Here is a 24,751-nt window from a genome sequence, read left to right on the forward strand (position 1 = left end):
CGGGTCCTTCGCGTTGCCCCCTCACCGGATGGAAGCCGTTTCATGAGCCTGCACGGACTGCTCGACGCCGTCACCCGGGATCCCGCGCTCGCCGAGGCGGTCACCGCGGCCGGGGACGGCAACCGTATGCACGTCGACGTCGTCGGTCCCGGCGCCGCCCGGCCGTTCGTGATCGCCGCGCTGGCCCGGCGCACCGAGCGGACCGTCCTCGCGGTCACCGCCACCGGGCGCGAGGCCGAGGACCTGGCCGCGGCGCTGCGGTCGCTGCTCCCGCCCGACGAGGTGGTGGACTACCCGTCGTGGGAGACCCTCCCGCACGAGCGGCTCAGCCCGCGCAGCGACACCGTCGGCCGCCGGATCGCCGTGCTGCGCCGGCTCGCGCACCCGAGCAAGGACGACCCGGCCGCGGGGCCCGTCTCCGTCGTCGTCGCGCCGATCCGGTCCGTGCTCCAGCCGCAGGTCAAGGGGCTCGGGGACCTGGTGCCCGTGGGGCTGCGGCAGGGGCAGAGCGCCGACCTCGGCGAGGTGACCGAGGCGCTGGCCGCCGCCGCGTACGCCCGTGTCGAGCTCGTCGAGAAGCGCGGGGAGTTCGCCGTGCGCGGCGGCATCCTCGACGTGTTCCCGCCCACCGAGGAACACCCGCTGCGCATCGAGTTCTGGGGCGACGAGGTCGAGGAGATCCGCTACTTCAAGGTCGCCGACCAGCGTTCCCTGGAGATCGCCGAGCACGGGCTGTGGGCCCCGCCCTGCCGTGAGCTGTTGCTGACGGACGAGGTGCGGGAGCGGGCCGCGGCCCTCGCCGAGCAGCACCCCGAGCTCGGGGAACTGCTGAACAAGATCGCCGAGGGGATCGCGGTCGAGGGCATGGAGTCCCTCGCCCCGGTCCTGGTCGACGACATGGAGCTGCTGATCGACGTGCTGCCGGCCGGGGCGATGGCCGTGGTGTGCGACCCCGAGCGGGTACGGACCCGGGCTGCGGACCTGGTGGCGACGAGCCAGGAGTTCCTGATGGCGTCCTGGGCCGCCACCGCCGGCGGCGGCGAGGCCCCCATCGACGTCGGCGCGGCCTCGCTGCGCGGGATCGCCGACGTCCGGGACCACGCGCGCGAGCTGGGCATGATGTGGTGGTCGGTGTCCCCCTTCGCCGCGGACGAGGCGGTCGGCGGCACGGTGACATCAGTCGGCGAGCCGACGGTGTTGAAGCTGGGCATGCAGGCCCCGGAGGCGTACCGCGGTGACACGGCCCGCGCGCTGGCCGACACCAAGGGCTGGATCGCCGACGGCTGGCACACCGTGTACCTCACCGAGGGCCACGGCCCGGCCGCCCGTACGGTCGAGGTGCTCGGCGGCGAGGGCATCGCGGCCCGGTTGGAGGCCGACCTCGCCACCCTGGAGCCGAGCATCGTCCACGTGGCGTGCGGCTCCCTCGACAACGGGTTCGTCGATCCGGCGCTGAAGCTCGCGGTGCTGACGGAGACCGACCTGACCGGGCAGCGCACCGCCACCAAGGACCTGGGTCGGATGCCGACCAGGCGCCGCAAGTCGATCGACCCGCTGACCCTGGAGGTCGGCGACTACATCGTCCACGAGCAGCACGGCGTCGGCCGTTACATCGAGATGGTGCAGCGCACCGTGCAGGGCGCCACCCGCGAGTACCTCCTCGTCGAGTACGCGCCGGCCAAGCGCGGCCAGCCCGGCGACCGGCTGTACATCCCCACCGACCAGCTGGAGCAGGTCACCAAGTACGTCGGCGGCGAGGCCCCGACCCTGCACCGGCTCGGCGGCGCCGACTGGACCAAGACCAAGGCGCGGGCGAAGAAGGCGGTCAAGGAGATCGCCGCCGACCTGATCAAGCTGTACAGCGCGCGCATGGCGGCGCCCGGCCACACCTTCGGCCCCGACACCCCCTGGCAGCGGGAGCTGGAGGACGCCTTCCCGTACGCGGAGACGCCCGACCAGCTCACCACGATCGCCGAGGTCAAGGAGGACATGGAGAAGTCGGTCCCCATGGACCGCCTGATCTGCGGCGACGTCGGTTACGGCAAGACGGAGATCGCGGTCCGGGCGGCCTTCAAGGCGGTGCAGGACGGCAAGCAGGTCGCCGTCCTCGTCCCCACCACGCTGCTGGTGCAGCAGCACTTCGGGACCTTCTCCGAGCGCTACAGCCAGTTCCCGGTCAACGTGAAGGCGCTGTCCCGCTTCCAGAGCGACTCCGAGTCCAAGGCCACCATGGAGGGCCTGAAGGAGGGCTCGGTGGACGTGGTCATCGGCACGCACCGGCTCTTCTCGCAGGAGACCAAGTTCAAGGACCTGGGCCTGGTCATCGTCGACGAGGAGCAGCGGTTCGGCGTCGAGCACAAGGAGCAGCTGAAGAAGCTGCGCGCCAACGTGGACGTGCTGACGATGTCCGCGACGCCGATCCCGCGCACCCTGGAGATGGCGGTGACCGGCATCCGCGAGATGTCGACGATCACCACCCCGCCGGAGGAGCGCCACCCGGTGCTCACCTTCGTGGGCCCGTACGAGGAGAAGCAGATCGGCGCGGCGATCCGGCGCGAACTGCTGCGCGAGGGCCAGTGCTTCTACATCCACAACCGGGTCGAGTCCATCGACCGGGCCGCGGCCAAGCTGCGTGAGATCGTGCCCGAGGCGCGGATCGCGACGGCGCACGGCCAGATGTCCGAACAGGCCCTGGAACAGGTCGTGGTGGACTTCTGGGAGAAGAAGTTCGACGTCCTCGTCTCGACGACGATCGTCGAGTCGGGCATCGACATCTCCAACGCCAACACCCTGATCGTGGAGCGCGGCGACAACTTCGGCCTCTCCCAGCTGCACCAGCTGCGCGGCCGTGTGGGCCGCGGGCGCGAGCGCGGGTACGCGTACTTCCTCTACCCGCCGGAGAAGCCGCTGACGGAGACCGCGCACGAGCGGCTCGCGACGATCGCCCAGCACACCGAGATGGGCGCCGGCATGTACGTGGCCATGAAGGACCTGGAGATCCGCGGTGCGGGCAACCTGCTCGGCGGCGAGCAGTCCGGCCACATCGCCGGCGTCGGTTTCGACCTGTACATCCGCATGGTCGGCGAGGCCGTGGCCGACTACCGGGCTGCCGTCGAGGGCGGGGTGGAGGAGGAGCCGCCGCTCGAGGTGAAGATCGAGCTGCCGGTCGACGCGCACGTCCCGCACGACTACGCGCCCGGCGAGCGGCTGCGCCTGCAGGCGTACCGGTCCATCGCCGCCGCGAACTCCGAGGCGGACATCAAGGCGGTGCGCGAGGAACTCACGGACCGCTACGGCAAGCTGCCGGAGCCGGTGGAGAACCTGCTGCTGGTGGCCGGGCTGCGGATGCTGGCCCGGGCGTGCGGGGTCGGCGACATCACCCTCCAGGGCCCCAACATCCGCTTCGGGCCGGTGGAGCTGCGCGAGTCGCAGGAGCTGCGACTGAAGCGGATCTACCCCGGGTCGCTGTTGAAGCCCGCCACCTCGCAGGTGCTGGTCCCGCGTCCGAAGACGGGGAAGATCGGCGGGAAGCCGTTGGTCGGCCGGGAACTGCTGGCCTGGACGGGGGAGTTCCTCACCACCATCCTCGGCTCGTGACGGCCGTGGGGGCCGGGCCCGACGGGCCCGGCCCCCACGCGCACCCGGTGCGGGGTGCCGTCAGCCCAGCTTGTCGGCGTCGATGACGTCCTTGCCGGTCGGGGCGTCGGCCTTCACCGGCTCGTTGAACCCGCTGAAGGAGACGTCCGAGGGCTCCTTGCCGGTGTTGCTGGCCTTGAGCAGGTACGGCTCGCCCTTGGTGGCCACCAGCAGGGTCTCGGTGCCGTCGGTGGTCTTCGTGGTGAGGGTCAGGGCCTCCTGGCCGCCCTCCGTGGTCACCTTGCCCTTTTCGGCGCCCTCGCTCTTGTCGAACTCCTTGAGCAGCTGGTTCAGGTCGCAGAGGGCGGCCAGGTCCTTGGAGTCCTCGTCCGTGGCCTTCGACTTCAGCCAGTGCCCCGCCAGCTGCTTGACCGCCGCGTCGGCCTGCTCCTTGGGCAGGTCCTTCATCTGGGCCCGGTAGAAGGGCTCGTCGGCCTTGATGAACACGGACTGGGCGTTGCGTATCAGCTCGAACGAACCGTCCTGGCTGGAGATCGTGCCCCTGCAGTCGCCGCCCTTGCTGACGGCCATGTTCAGCTGCATCTTCTTGCCCGCGTCCCAGACGTTTCCGCTGACGGTGAGCGAGTTCGTGCCCTTCAGGGCGGTCACGGAGTTGTTGGCGACCTGGGACCCGGTCAGGCCGGGGAACGGGCCGGAATCGGCCTGCTTGAGCAGGGAGCAGCCGGTGAGGGCGAGGCCGGCGACGCAGGCGAGGGCGGCGGTGGTGGTGAGGGGACGGAGAACGGTGCGCATGGGGGGACTCTCTCGGGCAGGGAAGGCGGGCGGGGGGAAGGCTAAGGGGGAGGGAAAACCAACCGGAACCCGGGGGTCCGGTTAGCTGTTTCGGCGGCCGGCGACGGGCCGGGCCGGTGGGGGGCGGACGGGGGCCGCGGCGAGGCCGACGGGGGCCGCTTCGAGGCCGGGTGGGGGCCGCGCCGATGCCGGGTGGGGGCCGGCCGGACTCGGGCGGAGCGGGTCAGGACTTCTTCCAGTCCCCGCAGTCGTTGGTCTTGAAGTAGGCGTCGTCGGCTCCGATCGTCACGATCGCGGGCCCGGTGGGGTTCTCGTTCGCGATGATCGAGTCGAGGTCGTGGGCGGCGTTCTTGGTGCGCTCCCAGTAGCAGCCCCCGCCTTCCTCGGCGGGGCCGGCGGACTTGTAGGTGCCCGGCGCGATGTCGGTGCCGACCTTGAGCATCCCGGCCTTGCCGGAGAACTCGGTCTTCGGGGAGCCGCCCGCGGCCTTGGGGTCCACGGCCTCCCAGGACTTGCAGTCGTTGCTCTTGAAGATCTTGTCGGTGTCCGCGATGGTCACGTAGCTCGTGCCGGTCACGTTGTCGTTGGAGATGATCGAGTCGGCCTCGCCGGAGGAGTCCTTGGCCCGCTCCCAGTAGCACCCCGCGGTGCCGTTGCCCGTGGTGCGGTAGGTGCCCGGCTGGACGTCCTTGCCCACTTCGAACGTGCCGCTGCCCTTGAGGGCGGCCTTCTTCTGCGTGGAGTCGCCGCCCGCCGCCGCCGAGGCCGGGGCCGAGGCCGCCGGCTTCTTCGCCGCGTCGTCCTTGCCCGCGGTGTCCGTGCCGGTGCAGGCGCCGAGCGTCATGAGCGCGAGGACCGCGCCGCCGCCGGTGAGGACCTTGTGGCGAGTGATCAGGCTCTTGCGCGAGGTGTGGGACATGGGTGGCTCCTGCCTCTCCGGCGTATTCCGGCTACTGAGCGTTCTCTGTTCGACGGAGTGATCACATCAGATGCCTGTGAACCGAGTCAACAGGATTCAGCGAAGAAGTTGAGTTCACGCTGTGAATGAATCTCTTGCGTGTGGACGGGTATGCTCCGCCGCATGTCCGAGGAGATCGGCGCCCCCCACGCCCCCCACGCACCCCAGACCCCCCAAGCCCCCACTCCGGCCCCCGCCGTGACCGCCCCCGCGGAAGTCACCGCGGCCGAGGTCGCGCGCCTGGCCGGAGTCGGCCGCGCCGCCGTCAGCAACTGGCGCCGCCGCCACGCCGACTTCCCCAAACCCGTGGGCGGCACCGAGACCAGCCCCTCCTTCGCCCTCCCCGAGGTCGAACAGTGGCTGCGCGCCCAGGGCAAGCTCGCCGAAGTCCCGCTGCGCGAACGCGTCTGGCAGCAGATCGCCGCCCACCCCGGCGGGGCGGTCGCCGCACTCGTCAAGGCCGGTGGTGCGCTGCTCGTCGTACGGGAACGCCCCGCCGAGTGGCCGGGGCTCACCGCCGGCTCCGACGAGCAGGCGGCCGAGCGACTGCGGCCCGTCCTCGACGAGGTGCTCCGCGCCCGCCTCGGACCCGGCCACGCCCTCACCGAGGTGTCGCTGCCCCCCGCCACCGTGCCGCTGCTGCGGGCCGCCGCCGAACTCTCCGCCGAACTCGGCGCCCACCAGGCCTTCGAGTTCCTCCTGGGCCGCCACCTCGACGCCAACCCCCGCCAGTACACGCTCACCCCGGACGGCCTCGCCTCGCTCATGGCCGCCCTCGTCGCACCCGCCGACCGGATCGGGCCGGGCCCCCGCACCGTGCTCGACCCCGCCTGCGGCACCGGCACCCTGCTGCGGGCGCTCCCCGGCGCGACCACCCTGTACGCGCAGGACTCCTCGCCCGAACTCGCCGCCCTCACCGCGCTGCGCCTGGCCCTGTCAGGGCCCGCCCCGGTCCGCGCGGCCGCCGCCGACAGCCTGCGGGCCGACGCCTTCGCGGGCGCCGCCGTGGACGCCGTGCTCTGCCACCCCCCGTTCAACGAACGCAACTGGGGCCACGAGGAACTCGCCTACGACCCCCGCTGGGAGTACGGCTTCCCGGCCCGCACCGAATCCGAACTCGCCTGGGTCCAGCACTGCCTGGCCCACCTGCGCGAGGGCGGCACCGCCGTCCTGCTCATGCCGCCCGCCGTCGCCGCCCGCCGCTCCGGCCGCCGCATCCGCGCCGACCTGCTGCGCCGCGGCGCACTGCGCGCCGTCGTCGCCCTCCCGGCCGGCGCGGCGCCGCCGTACGGGATCCCCCTGCACCTGTGGGTGCTGCGCAGGCCCGCCCCCTACGCGACGCCCCCGACCGGACTGCTGCTCGTCGACACCGCGGCCGCCGCGGCCGCCGGCGACGGCGCGGTGGAGGCCGCCTGGGCCGCCTACGACGCCTCCGGCACGGTGGAGGAAGTGCCGGGCGCCACCCGCGTCGTACCCGTCGTCGAACTGCTCGACGACGACGTGGACCTGACCCCCGCCCGCCACCTGCCGCCGCCCGCCGCGGGCGGCGGCCCCGCCGAGCTGACCGCCGTACGCGACCGGCTCGCCGAGACCCTCGGACGGGCGGCCCGGCTCACCCCGCCGCCGGCCGCCCCGCCCGCCCGGGCCGCGGCCAGGCCGCCGCTGACCACCATCGGTGAACTGGCCCGCGCCGGAGCCCTGGAGCTCCACACCGGCACGGGCTCCGGAAGCGGCACCGCCCCCGTCCTCACCGAACAGGACGTCTACGCGGGCACGGGCCCCTCCGGCACCCTGGCGGCGGGCCCCGAGGCCCCCCTGCTCACCGCCCCCGGCGATGTCCTGGTCCCCGTCGTCGGCGCCGCCTCCGTCGCCCGCGTCGTCAACGCGGACGGCGCGGGCGCCGTCCCCGGCCGGGGCCTGGTCCTGCTGCGGCCCGACCCGGCCGCCCTCGACCCCTGGTTCCTGGCCGGATTCCTGCGCGGCACCGCCGGCACCCGCCGCGCCAGCAGCCACGCCTCCACCGCCACCCGGCTCGACGTGCGCCGGCTGCGGCTGCCCCGGCAACCGCTGGCCGAACAGCGCGGCTACGGGGCCCGGTTCCGGGCGCTCGCCGAGTTCGAGGACGCGCTGCGGCTGGCCGGGCGGCTCGGGGAACAGCTCGTACAGGGCCTCTACGACGGCCTGTCGGACGGCACGGTCGCGCCGGACCGGTAAAGCCGCGTGCGGGGTGTGCAGCAGGCGTGCAACGGTTGCGCACACCCCCTCACCGATGGCCGGAAAGGCTTATACGCTCAGACCCGCAACCTTTCCGCACGGCCCGTCAGGAGCAACGATGCACGGCCCCGGCCTCCCGCCGCCGCAGCCCGGTCACCAGTCAGGCAACGGGCTGCAGGTCTCGCTGCGCGTGCTCTTCGTCGCGCTCACCCTGCTCAGCTGCGGGTTCCTGTCATGGGCCGCCATGCTGAAGATCGCCATCATCACGCGGGCGCGGCGAAACTGGATCCTCTTCGTCGGCACGGTCGTGATCAACGTCGTGTGCATCGCGTTCGTCGGCTCGGACAACTCGCCCGACGGCGAGACCGGACCGAACACCAACATCGCGATGATCACCTCGCTGACCACCGCGATCGCCGTCATCGCCTACTTCCTCTACGAGGACATCCGGCACTACTCGGCGGCCGGCAACACCCCGGCCCAGGCCTGGTACGGGCAGCAGGCGCCCACCGTCACCTACCCCCAGCAGCCGGGCTACGGCTACCCGCCCCAGGCGCCCACGCCCGTCCCCGGCCAACTGCAGGTGCCCGGAGTGCCCCCGCAGGCGCCCGCGGTGCCGCGCATCGGCCAGGTGCGCGCCGAACTCGACGAGCTCAGCGAGCTGCTGCGCAGGCAGGACCCGAACCAGCCCCCGAACCAGCCCCCGAACCAGGGCCCGACCTCCTTCCAGGACCCGCACCAGTGACCGACCGGCTCATCGGCGACCGCTACCAACTCGCCACCATCCTCGGCCAGGGCGGCATGGGCCAGGTCTGGACGGCCTACGACCGGCGCCTCGACCGGCGCGTCGCGGTCAAACTGCTGCGCCCCGACAAGGTCGCGGGCCCCGGCACCGTCGCCGAGGAACTGCGCCGCCGCTTCGTGCGCGAGTGCCGGGTCACCGCCCAGGTCGACCACCCCGGGCTGGTCACCGTCCACGACGCGGGCAGTGACGGCGACGAACTCTTCCTGGTCATGGGATACGTCGAGGGCGCCGACCTCGCCGACCACCTCGCCGAGCACGACCCCTACCCGTGGCAGTGGGCGGTGTCCGTCGTCGCGCAGCTGTGCTCGGTGCTGTCCGCCGTGCACGCGGTGCCGATCGTCCACCGGGACCTGAAACCCCGCAACGTGATGATCCGCCCCGACGGCACCGTGCTCGTCCTGGACCTCGGCGTCGCCTCGGTGATGGACACCGACACCACCCGCCTCACCAGCACCGGCTCGCCCATCGGCAGCCCCGCCTACATGGCTCCCGAACAGGCCATGGGCGGCGCGGTGGGCCCGTACACCGACCTCTACGCCCTCGGCGTGCTGCTGTACGAACTCCTCAGCGGCAACGTCCCCTTCGCCGGATCCACCGCGCTCGGGGTCCTGCACCGCCACCTCTACGAGCCCCCGCAGCCGGTCCGCGGGCTGCGCCCCGAGGTCCCGGCGGAGCTGGAGGCGATCCTGCTGCGCCTCCTCGCCAAGGACCCCCAGGAGCGCCCCGCTTCCGCGCAGGAGGTCTACGAGGCCCTCACGCCGCTGCTGCCCGCCCGCGGCAGCGCCGCCCCGACCGGACCGCTCGACCCGACCCGCCCCTTCCTGCGGCCGCAGGCCCCCTGGCCCGACCGGGCGCCGTCGCTCACCGCGCCCCCCGCCGCCCCGTCCGTTCCGGGCATCCCGTCCCCCTCGCCCGCCCCGTCGTCGACACCGGGCATCCCGCCCCGGCCGAGCGCGCCACCGACGGCGCCCGCCAAGCCGGACATCCCCGGCGCCGTGGACCAGGCCCGCCGGCTCCTGTCCCAGGGCCGACTCACCCAGGCCGTGGACATCCTCGGCGGCATCCTCCCGGCGGCCGCCGCCGAGCACGGCGAGCACTCCCCGGTGGTCCGCTCCCTGCGCAAGCAGTACGCGGCCACGCTGATGGACGACGGCCAGTACCGCCGCGCCCTGCCCGAACTGCGCCGCCTCGCGGACGAGTTCCCGGCCGGCGACCCCCAGGCCCTGCGCTTCCGCTACGACTCGGCCCAGTGCCTGGAGCAACTGGGCGAACCGGCCGCCGCGCTGGCGGAGTACCGCTCACTGCTCCCGCTCTTCGAGAACCACTACGCCAACCCGGACCCGGGCCTGCCCCTGGAGGTCCGCCGCCGGATAGCGCACCTCCAGCTCTCCCTCGGCGACCGCCAGGCCGCCCACGACACCCTGGTCCGGCTCCTGTTCGACGCGGAACGCCTGCACGGCCCGGCCCACCCGTTCCCCGCCGAGGTGCGCCGGACCCTCCAGTGGCTGGGTCAGGTGCGCTGACGCCGTCGGCGCAGCGCCAGACCCAGCAGCACGGCCAGGGCCGTCCCCGCCGCCGCCGCGCCCGGCAGCAGGCCCGGCGGGCGGAAGGAGCAGGTGACGGTCGTGGTGCGGCCGTCGAGGGGGAAGGCGACCAGGCCCAGGTGGGACCCGGCCGGGCGGCCGTCGCAGCTCCAGCCCGCGACGGCCGGGACGGACAGCACCGCCGTGCCCGTGGCGCCCGGCGGCAGCGTCGCCTGGACCCCCGAGGAGTCGACCCGTACCGAGGTGGCGGCGCCGGCGCGCAGGGCGGCCACCGCTGGGTCCAGGCGCGAGCGGTCCAGGCAGGACAGGGTCCAGCGGGGCGGCGCCGCCGCGTCGAAGACCAGCGCGGAGGAGGCGCCGCGGGAGACGCCCAGGGGCTGGACGGCCGCCCGGTTGCGGGGCGCGTTGCCGTTCAGCCGGAACGCGGGCCCGTCGGCGAGGCGGGCCGTCGCGTTGTACTCCGGGGCCCACAGGAAGGCCTCGGTGCCCGCGCGGCACACCCCGGGCGCCTCGGGATCCTCGTACACCTTCGCGCCCAGCAGCAGCTCCTGGTTGGCGAACGGCGAGTCCCCGTAGGAGCCGGGCGCCCCCGGCGGGCGGGTGGTGACCAGCGGGGGCACCTGCGCGCGGCGGACCGTGCCGTCGGGCTGGAGACGGGCGCCGACCGCGAACACGGCGTCCGTCACCGGGCTGTCGATGCTCTGGACGTTGCGGCCCCGTGAGGTCCAGCCGGCCCCCAGCGCCACCATCGTGTTCGTGAACACCGCCGGGGTGTGGCTGCTGTAGTACGCGCCGCCCTCCCCGCCCAGCAGCATCGGGTCGTTGCCCGTCAGGGCGGGCCGGCTCGGGTCCGTGCGGTACGCGGGCCAGCCCTCGGCCCCCGCCAGCGCCTCGGCGCGGGCCGTGTGGGCGGCGGACCAGGACGGGTAGTCGTCGAGGCCGCCGAGCTTGCCCTTGTGGCCCCACGCCGTGGTCGCGGCGGCCTGACCCGCGAGCACCGCGGCGAGCAGCAACGCCGCCGGGAGGACCAGCCGGCGGCGGCGCAGCGCCCACCACGCGGCGCCCGCCGACACCAGCCCGCCCGCGAACAGCACGTACCCGATCCGCGTCGCGAGGGGGCTGTCGGCCGCCCACAGCGCCGCCGCCGTCAACAGGACCGCCCCGCCCGCCAGGGCGCGCGGTCCCGGCAGCCCGGCCGCGAGCCCCGCCCAGGCGGCGATCACGGCGATCCCGGCGAGCACGAAGGTCTGCCGGTACGGGCTGCCGTTCGGGGTCGCGAACAGGTGCCAGACCAGGTGCGTCGGCGCCCACTGGAGCGAGAGCGCCACCACCGCGGTCAGCCCCGCCCAGCACAGCCGGGCCCGCGCGGGCACGGCCCGGTGGAAGGGCAGCGCCGCCACCAGCAGCAGCGTGCCGGTGCCGACGAACACGGCGGGGGAGGAGAAGGAGTACGTCGCCGGCAGCAGCCGCGCGAACAGGTCGGCCCAGGACACCGGCCGGAACTCCTTGACCCACCCCGGGTAGGCCTGCCCGGAGCTCAGGAACAGCGGCAGCAGCACCGGAGCCGCCAGCGCGATCCCCAGCGCCGTCGTCCCGACCGCCCGCCCGACCACGACGAGCCGGACCCGGACGCCCTCCCGCGTCAGGACCACCCGTACGAGCACGACCAGGGCGGCGCCCAGCGTCGCCATGTAGGCGGTGTAGAAGTTCGCCGTCCAGCAGACGGCCACGACCAGCACGCCGAGCACGGGCCGGCGCCCGCGCAGCGCCCATTCCCCGGTCAGGCACAGCAGCGGGAAGGCGATCAGCCCGTCCAGCCACATCGGGTTGTAGGAGGCCTCGATCACCGACCAGCCGCACAGTGCGTACGAGGCCCCGAGCAGCCCCGCCGCCCACCACGGGCCGCGCCGCTGGGTGCGCAGCAGCCAGGCCGTCGCCGCCGCGGCGGCCGCCGTCTTGAGCACGGTGACCACGTACACGGCGAGGTCGATGTCGGAGCGCGGGAACAGCGCGACGAGCGGGGCGAACGGGCTGGTCAGGTAGGTGCCCAGATCCGGCAGGAAGCTCGTGCCGTACCCGGAGCGCCAGTTGAACAGCAGTCCGCCCTCCGCCCGGCCGTGCAGCAGGTCCCACAGCTGCGCGTGGAAGGGGACGAACTGGTTGCCGAGGTCGTTGACGCTGCGGTGGCGCGGCCCGTACGGGTAGACGCGGGCGACGGCGTCCCCGGCGCACACGGCCACCGTCGTGAGCAGGGCGGCGAGCGCGGAGCCGTGCAGGCTGCGGCGGCGCGGTGCACTGCGCGGTGCGCTGCGCGGCGAGGGGTGCGATGTCGACATGGTGCGCGCACCTTGGCAGCAGCGGATGACCGAAGGGTGGCTTCCGGGTGGACAGCCGCCCCCGCGCGCCGCCCGGGCGGCGGGGTCCCCAGGACGGGTGACCGAGTGGCGCGGCGGATCGGCCGGAGCGGGCCGACTCGCCTATGAACGGAGCGTGTTCAGTCCGTGCGCGAATCGTTGGTCGAACCAGTGGCTCGGAACACCCCGACCTCATAACATCGATCACCGCACGGCCTTGTGCAAGAACGCACAATCTCCCGGCCCTGGAGGCTCCTTTGCACCGTCGCACAGCGATCTCCGTCTCCGCCGCCCTGCTCCTGGCGGCCCCCCTGTTGACCGCCTGCTCCGGCCAGGCCCACCCCGGTACCGCGGCCGTCGTCGGCGGCGAACGGATCACGACCTCCGCGCTCCAGGCGCAGGTGAACGACGTCCGGGCCGCGCAGAACCGTTCCGGGCAGGGATCCGCCGAGCTCATCGCGAGCACCCCGAACCTGGAGCGGCAGAAGCTCGACGCGATGCTCCAGGCCCGGATCATCGACAAGATGGCCGACACCGCCGGGATCGAGGCCACCGACAAGGACGTCGAGGAGGCCCGCAAGGCGCTGGTGGCAGAGGAGGGCGGGAGCAAGCAGTTCGAGGCGAAGCTCCTCCAGGGCGGCGCCATGGCTCCGGACCAGGCCGACCGCTTCCTGCGCAACCGCGTGCTGCTGGGCAAGCTGACCGCCAAGTACGGCAACGGGAAGCTCGAAGAGCCCGCCCGGGCGGCCGTGAAGGCGCTGCACATCGAGGTGAACCCGCGCTACGGCTCCTGGGACGACAAGCAGATCAGGCTCGGCGCCGGGACGACCCCCTGGATCGTCCAGCGCTCCGGGGCCGAGGGCGCCCCCGTGGATCCGATGGCGGCCGCGCAGAGGTAGGTTCGAAGGGTGACCGACCACGCACCCGCCGACCCCGCATCCACCGACTCCGCCGCCGAGCCCACCGGCCGCATCGTCCTGCTGACCACCAGCCACCGGGTCGCCCCCGGCGTGCTGTCCTGGCCGGCATGGCGGACCCTGCACGCCGCGGACCGGGTGCTGTGCGCCGACCCCGGCCACCCGCAGCTGCCGTACCTGCGGGAGGCCGGCATCGAGGTCGAGCACGAGGCCCCCGACGCGCACGCGCTCGTCGACGCCTGCGCGGGCGGCCGCACGGTCGTGGTGCTCCCCGGCGGGGAGGGCGACCAGCGGCTCACCGACGGGCTGGCGCGGCTCGCGGGCTCGGGCCGCGTCTCGATGCCCGACCTGGAACTGCTGCCGGGTTCCTACGACCTGCCGGGCGCGCGGCTGCTCGACGTGGTCCAGGTGATGGACCGGGTCCGGCGCGAGTGCCCGTGGACCTCGCAGCAGACCCACGAGGGCCTGGCGAAGTACGCGATCGAGGAGGCGTACGAACTGGTCGAGGCCATCGAGGCCGGAGACCGTACGGAGCTGCGCGAGGAGCTCGGCGACGTCCTGCTCCAGGTGGTCTTCCACGCGCGGATCGCGCAGGAGGGCACCGTCGCGGAGGCGGACGGCGACGAGGAGGAAGAGGGCGCGGGCGGGGCGTTCTCCATCGACGACGTGGCCGGGACCCTCGTGGAGAAGCTGATCAACCGGCATCCGCACGTGTTCGGCGACGCGTCGGCCGAGACCCCCGAGGACGTGCACGAGCACTGGCAGCGCACCAAGGCGGTGGAGAAGCGGCGGGAGTCGGTCACCGACGGGATCCCGCTGGGCCAGCCCGGTCTCGCGCTCGCGGCGAAGCTCGCCGGCCGTGCCCGTGCGGGGGAACTGGCCGTGGAGCTGCCCAGGGGTGAGGGCGTGGGCTACGAACTGCTGGCGCTGGCGGCGCGCGCCGAGGAGGAGGGGATCGACCCCGAGACGGCTCTGCGAGCGGCGGCCCGCGTGTACCGGGATGCGATCCGCGCGGCCGAGGGCGTCGGCGAGTAGCCGCCGGCAGCGGTGTTCAGGTGCCGGGAGCGTTCTTCGGGTCCCGGCTCGACGGGTCGTGCCAGTGGGGTGGCGGGGGGTTCAGGAACCACTCGCCGAAGCCCAGCGGGCGGCCGTACCCGGGACCGTGACCGTTGCCACTGGCCGGTACGGCGTCGTGGAAGATCCGGTCGGGAGGGGCACCGAGTTCCTCCAGGAGCCGGGCGGTCTCGTTGATGAACAGCGGCGGCCCGCTGACGTAGACGTCCTGGTCGGGCCAGAGCCCCCGGGTGCCGAGGGCGGTGACGAGCCGGTCGGTGGCCTGTTTGCGGTGCCGGCCGGGAGCGGGCGTGATGTAGGTGACGCCCAGCCAGTCGCAGGTGGCGGCGTACCGGTCGATGAGCGGGCGGTCGTAGAGGTGCGCGGCGTCCCGCGCCACGACGAACAGCCGCACGTCCTGATCGGGAGGGTGCTCCGTGAGTTCCTCCAGCATGGCCCGCACCGGCGCCCAGCCGGTGCCGGCGGCAATGAGGCTGGCCGGCCGGTCCTCGCGGCGGAAGGTCATCCGTCCGCCGGCCGCGGCGAGGCGCAGCACGTCGCCCGGCCGGGTGTCCCGGACCAGGCAGGGGCTGAGGCGGCCGCGGTCGATCCGGCTGACGTGCAGGTCGACGGTGCCGTCGGGGCGGGGTGCGTTGCCCATGGAGTACGTGCGCCAGGTCGTCGGGACCCGTTCGCTGCTCACGCTCGTGTACTGGCCGGGGAGATAGGGGAAGGGGATCCGGGGCTGGAGGGTGAGCACGCCGATGTCCTCTCCGTACTGCAGGTGCCGCACGACCTCCGCGTCCCACCACGGCGGGTCCTCGCTGGCGGCGGCGCCGGCCATCATCGCGTCGGCGATCACCTGGTAGGCCTCGACCCACGCCTTCTCCGTCCGCGTGGTCCAGGCGTCGCCGGAGGTCTCGGCGAGCGCGGCGAGCAGGCTGGAGCCGACGGCCGCGTAGTGCCGGGGCTCGACCAGGAACTTGCGGTGGTCGCGCCCCAGGTCGCGTAGATAGGGGACGAGGGTGTCGTTCTCCAGGTGGGCGATCACGTGCGTGAGCGCGGCGAAGAGCCGGTCCCGTTGTCTTTCCATGTCTTCGAAGGAGGCCGGGAAGAGCTCACGGAGTCCGGGGTTGTGCCAGAAGAGGTGGGAGTAGAAGAACTTGACCGCGTGCTCGGCCCGTCTCTCCACCACCGCGAAACTGCTTTTCAAGATCCTCACGTCCACAGAACCGAAAGTAGGAACGCCAAAGTGCGCGAGGTCAAGCGGAGGGCCATCTACGGACAGCCGCGACGAACGGGCCATATGGGATGACGGGTGGGAGGCGGGATACGGTCGTCGGGTGCACGAGCAGACTCCCGCAGCCCCCGCAGACGTTCCCGCCGACACCTCTTCCACCGAGGGGCCGACCCTCTTCGACTGGGAGTTCGCGACCGATCCGTACCCGGCCTACGCCTGGCTGCGCGAGCACTCCCCGGTGCACCGCACCAAGCTTCCCAGTGGGGTCGAGGCCTGGCTGGTCACCAGGTACTCCGATGCCCGTCAGGCCCTCGCGGACCAGCGGCTCAGCAAGAACCCGGCGCACCACGCGGAGCCCGCGCACGCCAAGGGGAAGACGGGGATCCCGGGGGAGCGCAAGGCGGAGCTGATGACGCACCTGCTCAACATCGACCCGCCGGACCACACCCGGCTGCGGCGGCTGGTGTCGAAGGCGTTCACCCCGCGCCGGGTCGCCGAGTTCACCCCGCGGGTCCAGGAGATCACCGACCACCTCATCGACAAGATCGTCGAAAAGGCGGGGGCCGACCGCGACGGGGAGGCCGACCTCATCCACGAGTTCGCCTTCCCCCTCCCCATCTACGCCATCTGCGAGATGCTCGGCGTACCGCGCGAGGACCAGGACGACTTCCGCGACTGGGCCGGGATGATGATCCGGCACGGCGGCGGTCCGCGCGGCGGGGTCGCCCGTTCGGTGAAGCAGATGCGCACCTATCTCGGGGAACTGATCCACCGAAAGCGGAATGATCTGGGCAATGACCTCATCTCCGACCTGATCCGGGCGAGCGACCACGGCGACCACCTCACGGAGGCCGAGGCCACCGCGATGGCTTTCATCCTGCTTTTCGCCGGTTTCGAAACCACGGTCAACCTGATCGGCAACGGACTGCACGCCCTCTTCGTGAACCCCGACCAGCGCGAGCGCCTCCAGGCCTCCCTCGCCGCCGGAGAGAGCGGCCTGCTGGAGACCGGGATCGAGGAACTCCTGCGCTACGACGGCCCGGTGGAGCTGGCGACGTGGCGGTTCGCCACCGAGGCGATGACCCTCGGCGGCGAGCGGATCGCGGCCGGCGACCCGGTCCTGGTCGTCCTCGCGGCGGCCGACCGGGACCCCGAGCGGTTCGCCGACCCGGACACCCTGGACCTCTCCCGGAGTGACAATCAGCACCTCGGCTACGGGCACGGCATCCACTACTGCCTGGGTGCTCCGCTCGCGCGACTCGAAGGACAGACCGCGCTCGCGAGTTTGCTGACGCGTCTGCCGGATCTGGAACTCGCCGTTCCGCCCGAAGAGCTGCGCTGGCGCGGCGGACTCATCATGCGTGGCCTGCGCACTCTTCCGGTTCGCTTCGCAGTCCCGAACATCTGAGGGGCGCCTGACCTGACGTCAGTTCCCGAGCGAACTTGTGACATGCGTTCGAGTGAGGCTAGGTTCTGCCGTTACCCAGCCGTTATGCGAAAGGTGCAGCCTCATGCGTTCCGGGAACGGCCGCCACAGACGCCCCCGTCAGGTGCCCGCGATAGTCGTCACTGCCGGAGTCACCGGCTCCGCGCTGGCCCTGCCGCTGCTCGCCGCCACCGGCGCGAGCGCGGCCGACACCTCCACGTGGGACAAGGTCGCCGAATGCGAGAGCGGCGGCAGCTGGAGCGCCAACTTCGGCAGCGGTGCCTACGGCGGGCTCCAGTTCACCCAGGAGGAGTGGCGGGAGGCCGGTGGGCTCGAGTTCGCCGAGCGGGCCGACCTCGCCAGCCGTTCCCAGCAGATCGCCATCGCCGAGCGGGTGCTCGCGGCGAAGGGCCCGCAGGCGTGGCCGATGTGCGCCGCGCCCGCCGGGCTGGACGCGCAGGGCCCCGCCGCGGTGGTCGACCCCGGACAGCCCGGCAGCCACGGCAGCGTCAAGCCCACGCCCTCGCGCCCGGACGACGTCGTGCCGCCCTCCGGAGCCGTGCCGCCGTCCACCGACTTCGGGGCCCCGACCCCGGGGATCGCCGACGGCCCGCTCGGACCGAACCTCGGACTGCCCGTCATGCCCCCGGCCGACCTCCCGATTGACGAGCCGAAGACTCCGGGCAACCCGAACAACCCGGGCGACCAGGGCAACCAGGACAACAAGGGCGGTCAGGGCAACTCGGGCAAGCCTGCCGACCCGGGCTCCCCGACGGCGCCTCCCACGACCACGCCGGCCGACCCGAGCCTGCCCCCGGTGAACCCGGCCGACCCGGCCAACCCGGGCATCCCCACGGCGCCTGACGCCTCGACCGCACCGCCCGTCACGCCCGCCGACGGCACGGGCAAGCACCGCGGCGCGCCCGCCACCGAGACTCCCGGGGCGTCTGATGCCGCGTCGGAGCCCACGTACACCGTGAAGTCGGGCGACAGTCTGACGGCCATCGCGGATGCCAAGGGCGTCAAGGGCGGCTGGGGCGCCCTTTACAAGGCCAATGAGCAGGTCATCGGCGGGGACGCCAACTTGATCAAGCCGGGACAGAACCTGGATCTATCCGGACAGTAAGGGCACTTCGGTCGACCGGTACGAGTTGATTGTCTGTTTTCTGTAAGTGAGACATGTGTCTCTTCCGGTCAACTGGCGTGTCCCGCCTCGGGGCTTGCGCAAACCCCGTCCTCACCTGCGCAAACACCCCCGAGAAGGGCGCAAGTAGGGGCCGTTTCTCCCCGATGTCGCGCGTTGAACATCGGGGAGAGACCTGCCTACCTTCTGAATCGCCCGCCACCGCGGGCTCCTTCGACCGCATCGCCGAATCCTGCCGGCGGACGGGGGGAACAGTCGTCGCGTCAAGCGCCGAAGGCAGGAGCGGGGGAACCAAGGTAGGTGCCGGGCGCGGCCGTTGAGAGACGGTCACAACCGGCTAGGGGTCAAGACGTGCGCAAGGTCGCACGGCCGGGCAACTCACTCGCCCGAACCCGACAGCTCACCTCGTAGGCGTCGGTGAGGAGAACGTCATGCTGCTTTCCGGCAAGGGCAAGCACCGTCGCGCCACCAAGGCCGTCCGCATCGCCACGCTGGCCGGTGTCGCCGGTGCCGTCGTCGCCGCGCCCCTGATGGCCGCGGGCACCGCGAGCGCCGCCACCGCGAGCGAGTGGGACCGCGTCGCCCAGTGCGAGTCCGGCGGAAACTGGTCCATCAACACGGGCAACGGCTACTACGGCGGCCTGCAGTTCTCTTCCTCCACCTGGGCCGCGTACGGCGGCAAGTCGTACGCCCCGCAGGCCAACCAGGCCTCGAAGTCCCAGCAGATAGCCATCGCCGAGAAGGTCCTCAAGGGCCAGGGCAAGGGCGCCTGGCCGTCCTGCGGCGTGGGCCTGTCGAACTCGTCCTACACCGGCGGCTCGACCGAGACCCCGAAGGTCGAGACCAAGAAGACCCAGCCGAAGAAGACCGAGACCAAGAAGGTCGAGCCGAAGAAGACGGAGACCAAGCGCTCCGAGACCCCGGCCCCGACCACCCGCTCCGAGCGCACCGAGGCCCCGAAGACGGGCAACGGCTCGTACGAGGTCAAGGCCGGCGACACCCTGGGTGCCATCGCCGATGCCAACGGCGTCAAGGGCGGCTGGGAGAAGCTCTTCGAGCTGAACAAGGACACCGTGTCCGACGCCGACCTGATCTTCCCGGGTCAGAAGCTGAAGCTCAGCTGAACAATGCGGCAATAGCCGCAGGCGTCTTCACCACACGTAACAGCCACACCGCCCGGCGCGCCTTCCCCTCCACGCGCCGGGCGGTGCTGTGTGCGCGGCCAAGACCCCTTCCTTCAGAGACGTATGTCCTGGAACGGGGGTATTCGGGCCCTTTTTCGTCCCAGGACCCGGGCGGTCGGCGGGCCGAGTGCCCGGATCCGGTTAGGCTCTAAGCGGCAAGGCCGTCCCACGGCCTGACATGCCGCCGCACACCCAGCGTCACATCCCAGAAGGAGATGCTCGTGCCGTCCATCGACGTCGTCGTAGCCCGGGAAATCCTGGACTCCCGAGGCAACCCCACGGTCGAGGTCGAGGTGGGCCTCGACGATGGCAGCACCGGCCGTGCTGCAGTTCCGTCCGGTGCCTCCACCGGAGCGTTCGAAGCCGTAGAGCTCCGTGACGGTGACCCCAACCGCTACCTCGGCAAGGGCGTCGAGAAGGCCGTCCTCGCCGTCATCGAGCAGCTCGGCCCCGAGCTCGTCGGCTACGACGCCACCGAGCAGCGCCTGATCGACCAGGCGATGATCGACCTGGACGCCACCGAGAACAAGGGCTCCCTCGGCGCCAACGCCATCCTCGGCGTCTCCCTCGCCGTGGCGCACGCCGCGTCCGAGGCCTCCGACCTTCCGCTCTTCCGCTACCTCGGCGGTCCGAACGCGCACCTGCTGCCCGTTCCGATGATGAACATCCTCAACGGTGGGTCGCACGCCGACTCCAACGTCGACATCCAGGAGTTCATGATCGCCCCGATCGGCGCGGAGTCCTTCTCCGAGGCCCTTCGCTGGGGTGCCGAGGTCTACCACACCCTCAAGAAGGTCCTGCACACCAAGGGCCTGTCCACCGGTCTCGGTGACGAGGGCGGCTTCGCCCCGAACCTGGAGTCCAACCGCGCCGCGCTCGACCTCATCGTCGAGGCCATCAAGCAGGCGGGCTACACCCCCGGCAAGGACATCGCGCTCGCGCTCGACGTCGCCGCGTCCGAGTTCTACAAGGACGGCAAGTACGAGTTCGAGGGCCAGTCCCGCTCGGCCGCCGAGATGACGGAGTACTACGAGGAGCTCGTCGCGGCGTACCCGCTCGTCTCCATCGAGGACCCGCTGTTCGAGGACGACTGGGCCGGCTGGAAGACCGTCACCGAGCGCATCGGCTCCAACGTGCAGATCGTCGGCGACGACCTCTTCGTCACCAACCCGGAGCGCCTGGCCCGCGGTATCGAGGAGGGCTCCGCGAACGCCCTGCTCGTGAAGGTGAACCAGATCGGTTCGCTGACCGAGACCCTCGACGCCGTCGAGATGGCCCAGCGCAACGGCTTCAAGTGCATGATGTCGCACCGCTCCGGTGAGACCGAGGACGTCACCATCGCCGACCTCGCCGTCGCCGTGAACTGCGGTCAGATCAAGACCGGCGCCCCGGCCCGCTCGGACCGCGTCGCCAAGTACAACCAGCTGCTGCGCATCGAGGAGATCCTCGACGACGCCGCGGTGTACGCGGGCCGCAGCGCGTTCCCCCGCTTCAAGGGCTGATCCGGACCTCCGGGTCTAGCCTCCGTACGTCCCCGCACTCGGTCCCGTACCGTGTGCGGGGACGTATTGGTTGGTACGTGTACACAGGGGAGGCGGATCAATGGCCGGGAACCGGGATCGGTTCTCCACCTTCTCCACCGCGACCAGGCTCAAGCAGCTCGGCGAGCGGACCGCGGCCCACGTCTACCGCTCCCAGTCGCGCCGTCAGGTCCGCCGCAGCCGGCTCACCGGACGCGCGGCCCTCCTGGTGCTCGTCCTCTGTACGCTGGTCGTCGCCCTCGCGTATCCGATGCGCCAGTACGTCTCCCAGCGCTCGGAGATCGCGGAGCAGCAGAAGGCGGCCGCCGCGGCGCGGAACCGCCTGGAGCGGCTCCGCGACGAGAAGGCCCGCTGGCAGGACGACGCGTACGCCGAGCAGCAGGCGCGCAAGCACCTGCACTTCCTGCGCCCGGGGGAGATCGGCTACATCATGACCGACCCCGGGGCGCAAGGCCCCGAGCGACACCGCACCGGCAAGGCCGGTACCGTCCGGCCCTGGTACTCCAACGTCTGGGACGGCGTCGACAAGGCCGACCGCCCGGGCGACTGAGCACCGCACCCATCCACGAGAACGAAGAGACTTCCTCCAGGCATGCAGACGCCCCCGCCCCAGACCGACCGGACCGAGCCGACCGACGCCGACGTCGACGCCTTCCAGCAGCAGCTCGGCCGCCCGCCGCGCGGGCTGCGCGCCATCGCGCACCGCTGCCCGTGCGGCCAGCCGGACGTGGTGGAGACCGCCCCGCGGCTCCCCGACGGCACCCCCTTCCCGACGCTGTACTACCTGACGTGCCCCCGCGCCGCCGGCGCCATCGGCACGCTGGAGGCCAACGGCGTGATGAAGGAGATGCAGGCCCGGCTCGCCGAGGACCCGGAACTGGCCGCCGCCTACCGGGCCGCGCACGAGGACTACATCCGGCGCCGTGACGCGATCGAGGTGCTCCAGGGCTTCCCGAGCGCCGGCGGCATGCCGGACCGGGTGAAGTGCCTGCACGTCCTGGTCGGCCACTCCCTGGCCGCGGGCCCGGGCGTGAACCCGTTCGGCGACGAGGCCCTCGCGATGCTGCCGGAGTGGTGGGCCAAGGGCGCCTGCGTCACCCCGTGTACGGACAAGGCGGACAAGAAGGACGAGGTGTCCGAGTGACCCGGGTCGCGGGCATCGACTGCGGCACGAACTCCATCCGGCTCCTCGTCGCGGACTGCGACCCGGCCACCGGGGACCTCGTCGAGCTCGACCGCCGCATGACCATCGTCCGGCTCGGCCAGGGCGTGGACCAGACGGGCCGGCTGGCCCCGGAGGCCCTGGAGCGCACCTTCGCGGCCTGCCGTGAGTACGCGCAGGTCATCAAGGAACTCGGCGCGGAGCGGGTGCGCTTCGTGGCCACCTCCGCCTCGCGGGACGCCGAGAACCGCGAGGAGTTCGTGCGGGGCGTCAAGGAGATCCTGGGCGTCGAACCCGAGGTGATCACCGGGGACGAGGAGGCGGAGTTCTCCTTCACCGGCGCCACCAAGGAACTGACCTCCCACGAGCACCTGGAGCGGCCGTTCCTGGTGGTGGACATCGGCGGCGGCTCCACCGAGTTCGTGGTCGGTGAGGAGCACGTGCGGGCGGCCCGTTCGGTGAACGTGGGCTGCGTCCGGATGACCGAGCGCCACCTGGTGGTCGACGGGGTCGTCACCGACCCGCCGACCGCCGAGCAGATCGCCGCGATGCGGGCCGACATCGAGGCCGCGCTGGACCTGGCCGAGGAATCGGTCCCGCTGCACGAGGCCCGCACCCTCGTGGGGCTGGCCGGCTCGGTGACCACGGTCGCCGGGATCGCGCTCGACCTGCCGGAGTACCTCTCCGAGCGGATCCACCACTCCCGCATCTCCTACGAGCAGGTCCGGGAGATCAGCGGGCGGATGCTGACGCAGACGCACGCCGAGCGCGCCGCGATCCCCGTGATGCACGAGGGCCGGGTGGACGTGATCGGCGCGGGCGCCCTGGTCCTGCTGGCGATCATGGAACGCATCGGGGCCACGGAGGTCGTCGTCTCCGAGCACGACATCCTGGACGGGATCGCCTGGTCCGTAGCCTGAGACGGGGCGCGGCGGGCAGCGGATTCCCAGGCAGAACGGTCTCTCCGGCTGCCTCTACAGGGGTCTGCGGGGGACTTTGGTCCCTTGATCCACATGAAGTTCGTGAAGTTCTTCACAAGGAAAAGAGGTCCGCGGGGCAACTGGAGGGGCCGTTTGAGGCTCTTCCGGGGCCCCCGGGCCCGTTTCTCCGAGCGTTCGTGCGAATGTCGGAGCCGACGGGTTCCGTGTCAGACGTATGGACAAAGGCCGGTGGTCCAGTCCGGTCGAGGGCCTACAGCCCAGTTCAGGACGGGTGAACAACGATTCCCGAAGTGCCACGGTTCCCGTTGCGCGTCATGACTTCCGTCACGCGGGCCGCGGAGTGTAGCAGAGGGTCCCCCGTACCTTGTGAAGGGGCTCACGAGCATCACCCCTGAGGGTGCTGGATACTCGTTCCATGAGCACCACGGAGCGTCCCAGGATCCTCGTTGTAGGAGGTGGGTACGTAGGTCTGTACGCGGCCAAGCGCATCATGAAGAAGATGCGTTACGGCGAGGCGACCGTCACGGTCGTCGACCCGCGGTCGTACATGACCTACCAGCCCTTCCTCCCCGAAGTGGCCGCAGGCAGCATCTCGCCTCGGCACGTCGTCGTACCGCTGCGACGCGTGCTGCCCAAGGCAGAGGTACTCACCGGCCGGGTCACCAGCATCGACCAGGACCGCAAGGTCGCCGTCGTCACGCCGCTCGTCGGCGAGGCGTACGAGCTGCCCTTCGACTACCTGGTGATCGCGCTCGGCGCCGTCTCCCGCACCTTCCCGATCCCCGGCCTCGCCGAACAGGGCATCGGCATGAAGGGCGTCGAAGAGGGCATCGGCCTGCGCAACCACGTCCTCGAGCAGCTCGACAAGGCCGAGTCCACGACGGACGAGAACGTCCGCCGCAAGGCCCTCACCTTCGTCTTCGTCGGCGGCGGCTTCGCCGGCGCGGAGACCATCGGCGAGGTCGAGGACATGGCCCGCGACGCCGCGAAGTACTACTCCACGATCAAGCGCGAGGACATGCGCTTCATCCTGGTCGACGCGGCCGACAAGATCCTTCCCGAGGTCGGGCCCAAGCTCGGCACCTGGGGCAAGGAACACCTCGAGTCCCGCGGCATCGAGATCTACCTCAACACCTCCATGGACTCCTGCGTGGACGGCCACGTGGTGCTGAAGAACGGCCTCGAGGTCGACTCCAACACCATCGTGTGGACCGCGGGCGTCAAGCCCAACCCGGTGCTGGCCCGCTACGGCCTGCCGCTGGGCCCGCGCGGCCACGTCGACGCCGAGCCCACCCTCCAGGTCAAGGGCACGGACTACATCTGGACCGCCGGCGACAACGCCCAGGTTCCCGACATGGCCGCCCGCAAGGCCGGCGTCGAGAACGCCTGGTGCCCGCCGAACGCCCAGCACGCGCTGCGCCAGGCCAAGGTCCTCGGCGACAACGTCATCTCGGGCATGCGGGGCTTCCCGCAGACCGAGTACTCGCACTCCAACAAGGGTGCCGTGGCGGGCCTCGGCCTCCACAAGGGCGTCGCGATGATCGTCATGGGCAAGATGAAGATCAAGCTCAAGGGCCGGCTCGCCTGGTACATGCACCGTGGCTACCACGGCATGGCCATGCCGACCTGGAACCGCAAGATCCGCGTCTTCGCCGACTGGACCCTCGGCATGTTCCTCAAGCGCGAGGTCGTCTCCCTCGGAGCGCTGGAGACCCCGCGCGAGGAGTTCTACGAAGCCGCCAAGCCGGCGCCGGCTCCGGCCGCCGCCTCCGCCCCGGCGGAGAAGGCCAAGGCCTCGTAGGCGCTCCGGCGCACGTAGCACGACCCCGAAGGGGCCGCCCGCCATCCGTGGTGCGGGCGGCCCCTTCGGCGTACCCGG

Annotated in this window: 18 protein-coding genes and 1 riboswitch; of the genes, 14 read left to right on the forward strand and 4 right to left on the reverse strand. The window is 72.0% G+C overall.

Translation table 11 applies throughout. The annotated features are described in order from the left end of the window. Positions 1 to 42: 42 nt before the first annotated feature. Complete coding sequence (mfd, locus tag ACFYZL_RS24395; RefSeq protein WP_384746409.1) at positions 43 to 3,597, forward strand: transcription-repair coupling factor; 3,555 nt, start codon at positions 43 to 45, stop codon at positions 3,595 to 3,597. 60 nt (positions 3,598 to 3,657) lie between these two features. Here the strand turns inward: mfd and ACFYZL_RS24400 are convergent, their stop codons facing one another. Together ACFYZL_RS24400 and ACFYZL_RS24405 are read right to left on the reverse strand one after the other, a co-directional pair. Further along, on the reverse strand, positions 3,658 to 4,389 hold the full coding sequence (locus ACFYZL_RS24400; protein WP_384746410.1) for a hypothetical protein: 732 nt from the start codon (positions 4,387 to 4,389) through the stop codon (positions 3,658 to 3,660). Between the two features lie 223 nt (positions 4,390 to 4,612). Next, positions 4,613 to 5,308, reverse strand: coding sequence for a hypothetical protein (locus tag ACFYZL_RS24405; protein WP_388681616.1), 696 nt, complete (start codon positions 5,306 to 5,308; stop codon positions 4,613 to 4,615). 162 nt (positions 5,309 to 5,470) lie between these two features. On the opposite strand from ACFYZL_RS24405, the gene ACFYZL_RS24410 reads away from it, so the two are divergent. The 3 genes from ACFYZL_RS24410 to ACFYZL_RS24420 all read left to right on the forward strand — a co-directional run bounded on the left by ACFYZL_RS24410 (position 5,471) and on the right by ACFYZL_RS24420 (position 9,889). Then, positions 5,471 to 7,561 (forward strand): N-6 DNA methylase, encoded by a 2,091-nt coding sequence (locus ACFYZL_RS24410; RefSeq protein ID WP_388681619.1) that lies wholly within the window; start codon positions 5,471 to 5,473, stop codon positions 7,559 to 7,561. A 118-nt stretch (positions 7,562 to 7,679) separates the two neighbouring features. Continuing rightward, positions 7,680 to 8,306 carry a hypothetical protein gene (locus ACFYZL_RS24415; RefSeq protein WP_384746413.1) on the forward strand — a complete coding sequence of 209 codons (627 nt, stop codon included), beginning with the start codon at positions 7,680 to 7,682 and terminating at the stop codon, positions 8,304 to 8,306. Positions 8,307 to 8,362: 56 nt separating this feature from the next. Continuing rightward, positions 8,363 to 9,889: a protein kinase gene (locus ACFYZL_RS24420; RefSeq protein ID WP_388681710.1), complete on the forward strand. Its 1,527-nt coding sequence runs from the start codon at positions 8,363 to 8,365 to the stop codon at positions 9,887 to 9,889. Here the strand turns inward: ACFYZL_RS24420 and ACFYZL_RS24425 are convergent. Next, complete coding sequence (locus ACFYZL_RS24425; protein ID WP_388681622.1) at positions 9,877 to 12,246, reverse strand: YfhO family protein; 2,370 nt, start codon at positions 12,244 to 12,246, stop codon at positions 9,877 to 9,879. The two genes, ACFYZL_RS24420 and ACFYZL_RS24425, sit on opposite strands and share 13 nt — an antisense overlap. Before the next feature lie 275 nt (positions 12,247 to 12,521). Between ACFYZL_RS24425 and ACFYZL_RS24430 the strand changes: the two genes are divergently transcribed. Together ACFYZL_RS24430 and ACFYZL_RS24435 are read left to right on the forward strand one after the other, a co-directional pair. Next, positions 12,522 to 13,163: a SurA N-terminal domain-containing protein gene (locus ACFYZL_RS24430; protein WP_384746416.1), complete on the forward strand. Its 642-nt coding sequence runs from the start codon at positions 12,522 to 12,524 to the stop codon at positions 13,161 to 13,163. A 9-nt stretch (positions 13,164 to 13,172) separates the two neighbouring features. Beyond that, complete coding sequence (locus tag ACFYZL_RS24435; RefSeq protein ID WP_388681624.1) at positions 13,173 to 14,216, forward strand: nucleoside triphosphate pyrophosphohydrolase; 1,044 nt, start codon at positions 13,173 to 13,175, stop codon at positions 14,214 to 14,216. Positions 14,217 to 14,232: 16 nt separating this feature from the next. On the opposite strand, the gene ACFYZL_RS24440 is transcribed toward ACFYZL_RS24435, so the two are convergent. Beyond that, on the reverse strand, positions 14,233 to 15,456 hold the full coding sequence (locus ACFYZL_RS24440; RefSeq protein WP_384746418.1) for a globin domain-containing protein: 1,224 nt from the start codon (positions 15,454 to 15,456) through the stop codon (positions 14,233 to 14,235). A 121-nt stretch (positions 15,457 to 15,577) separates the two neighbouring features. On the opposite strand from ACFYZL_RS24440, the gene ACFYZL_RS24445 reads away from it, so the two are divergent. The 8 genes from ACFYZL_RS24445 (at position 15,578) to ACFYZL_RS24480 (ending at position 24,673) form a co-directional block, all read left to right on the forward strand. Beyond that, positions 15,578 to 16,882: a cytochrome P450 gene (locus tag ACFYZL_RS24445; RefSeq protein WP_384746419.1), complete on the forward strand. Its 1,305-nt coding sequence runs from the start codon at positions 15,578 to 15,580 to the stop codon at positions 16,880 to 16,882. A gap of 103 nt (positions 16,883 to 16,985) precedes the next feature. After that, positions 16,986 to 18,026, forward strand: coding sequence for a transglycosylase family protein (locus tag ACFYZL_RS24450; protein WP_384746420.1), 1,041 nt, complete (start codon positions 16,986 to 16,988; stop codon positions 18,024 to 18,026). A 276-nt stretch (positions 18,027 to 18,302) separates the two neighbouring features. Continuing rightward, positions 18,303 to 18,473, forward strand: a riboswitch (cyclic di-AMP (ydaO/yuaA leader). Positions 18,474 to 18,475: 2 nt separating this feature from the next. After that, the gene (locus ACFYZL_RS24455; protein WP_384746421.1) at positions 18,476 to 19,168 is read left to right on the forward strand and encodes a transglycosylase family protein; all 693 of its coding nucleotides are present in this window, start codon (positions 18,476 to 18,478) and stop codon (positions 19,166 to 19,168) included. Positions 19,169 to 19,443: 275 nt separating this feature from the next. Continuing rightward, complete coding sequence (eno, locus tag ACFYZL_RS24460; RefSeq protein ID WP_388681628.1) at positions 19,444 to 20,730, forward strand: phosphopyruvate hydratase; 1,287 nt, start codon at positions 19,444 to 19,446, stop codon at positions 20,728 to 20,730. A 100-nt stretch (positions 20,731 to 20,830) separates the two neighbouring features. Continuing rightward, complete coding sequence (locus tag ACFYZL_RS24465) at positions 20,831 to 21,319, forward strand: septum formation initiator family protein (RefSeq protein WP_384746422.1); 489 nt, start codon at positions 20,831 to 20,833, stop codon at positions 21,317 to 21,319. 42 nt (positions 21,320 to 21,361) lie between these two features. Continuing rightward, positions 21,362 to 21,913, forward strand: a complete 552-nt coding sequence (locus ACFYZL_RS24470; protein ID WP_384746423.1) for a DUF501 domain-containing protein — start codon at positions 21,362 to 21,364, stop codon at positions 21,911 to 21,913. Beyond that, entirely contained in the window at positions 21,910 to 22,851 is a 942-nt protein-coding gene (locus ACFYZL_RS24475; protein WP_388681633.1) for an exopolyphosphatase, read from the forward strand. The genes ACFYZL_RS24470 and ACFYZL_RS24475 overlap by 4 nt, the downstream gene beginning before the upstream one ends. A 436-nt stretch (positions 22,852 to 23,287) precedes the next feature. Then, on the forward strand, positions 23,288 to 24,673 hold the full coding sequence (locus tag ACFYZL_RS24480; RefSeq protein ID WP_384585504.1) for an NAD(P)/FAD-dependent oxidoreductase: 1,386 nt from the start codon (positions 23,288 to 23,290) through the stop codon (positions 24,671 to 24,673). Positions 24,674 to 24,751 lie beyond the last annotated feature (78 nt).

This window comes from Streptomyces sp. NPDC001717 (assembly GCF_042892775.1).
In the GTDB taxonomy this organism is placed as follows: Bacteria; Actinomycetota; Actinomycetes; order Streptomycetales; family Streptomycetaceae; genus Streptomyces.

What these genes read in the sequence shown, in the direction of transcription:
- ACFYZL_RS24455 (WP_384746421.1), top strand. Translation starts at nt 18,476, where the DNA reads ATGCTGCTTTCCGGCAAGGGCAAGCACCGTCGCGCCACCAAGGCCGTC.
- ACFYZL_RS24400 (WP_384746410.1), bottom strand. Translation starts at nt 4,389, where the DNA reads ATGCGCACCGTTCTCCGTCCCCTCACCACCACCGCCGCCCTCGCCTGC.
- ACFYZL_RS24415 (WP_384746413.1), top strand. Translation starts at nt 7,680, where the DNA reads ATGCACGGCCCCGGCCTCCCGCCGCCGCAGCCCGGTCACCAGTCAGGC.
- ACFYZL_RS24450 (WP_384746420.1), top strand. Translation starts at nt 16,986, where the DNA reads ATGCGTTCCGGGAACGGCCGCCACAGACGCCCCCGTCAGGTGCCCGCG.
- ACFYZL_RS24465 (WP_384746422.1), top strand. Translation starts at nt 20,831, where the DNA reads ATGGCCGGGAACCGGGATCGGTTCTCCACCTTCTCCACCGCGACCAGG.
- eno (WP_388681628.1), top strand. Translation starts at nt 19,444, where the DNA reads ATGCTCGTGCCGTCCATCGACGTCGTCGTAGCCCGGGAAATCCTGGAC.
- ACFYZL_RS24470 (WP_384746423.1), top strand. Translation starts at nt 21,362, where the DNA reads ATGCAGACGCCCCCGCCCCAGACCGACCGGACCGAGCCGACCGACGCC.
- ACFYZL_RS24405 (WP_388681616.1), bottom strand. Translation starts at nt 5,308, where the DNA reads ATGTCCCACACCTCGCGCAAGAGCCTGATCACTCGCCACAAGGTCCTC.
- ACFYZL_RS24480 (WP_384585504.1), top strand. Translation starts at nt 23,288, where the DNA reads ATGAGCACCACGGAGCGTCCCAGGATCCTCGTTGTAGGAGGTGGGTAC.
- ACFYZL_RS24410 (WP_388681619.1), top strand. Translation starts at nt 5,471, where the DNA reads ATGTCCGAGGAGATCGGCGCCCCCCACGCCCCCCACGCACCCCAGACC.
- mfd (WP_384746409.1), top strand. Translation starts at nt 43, where the DNA reads ATGAGCCTGCACGGACTGCTCGACGCCGTCACCCGGGATCCCGCGCTC.
- ACFYZL_RS24420 (WP_388681710.1), top strand. Translation starts at nt 8,363, where the DNA reads ATGGGCCAGGTCTGGACGGCCTACGACCGGCGCCTCGACCGGCGCGTC.
- ACFYZL_RS24425 (WP_388681622.1), bottom strand. Translation starts at nt 12,246, where the DNA reads ATGTCGACATCGCACCCCTCGCCGCGCAGCGCACCGCGCAGTGCACCG.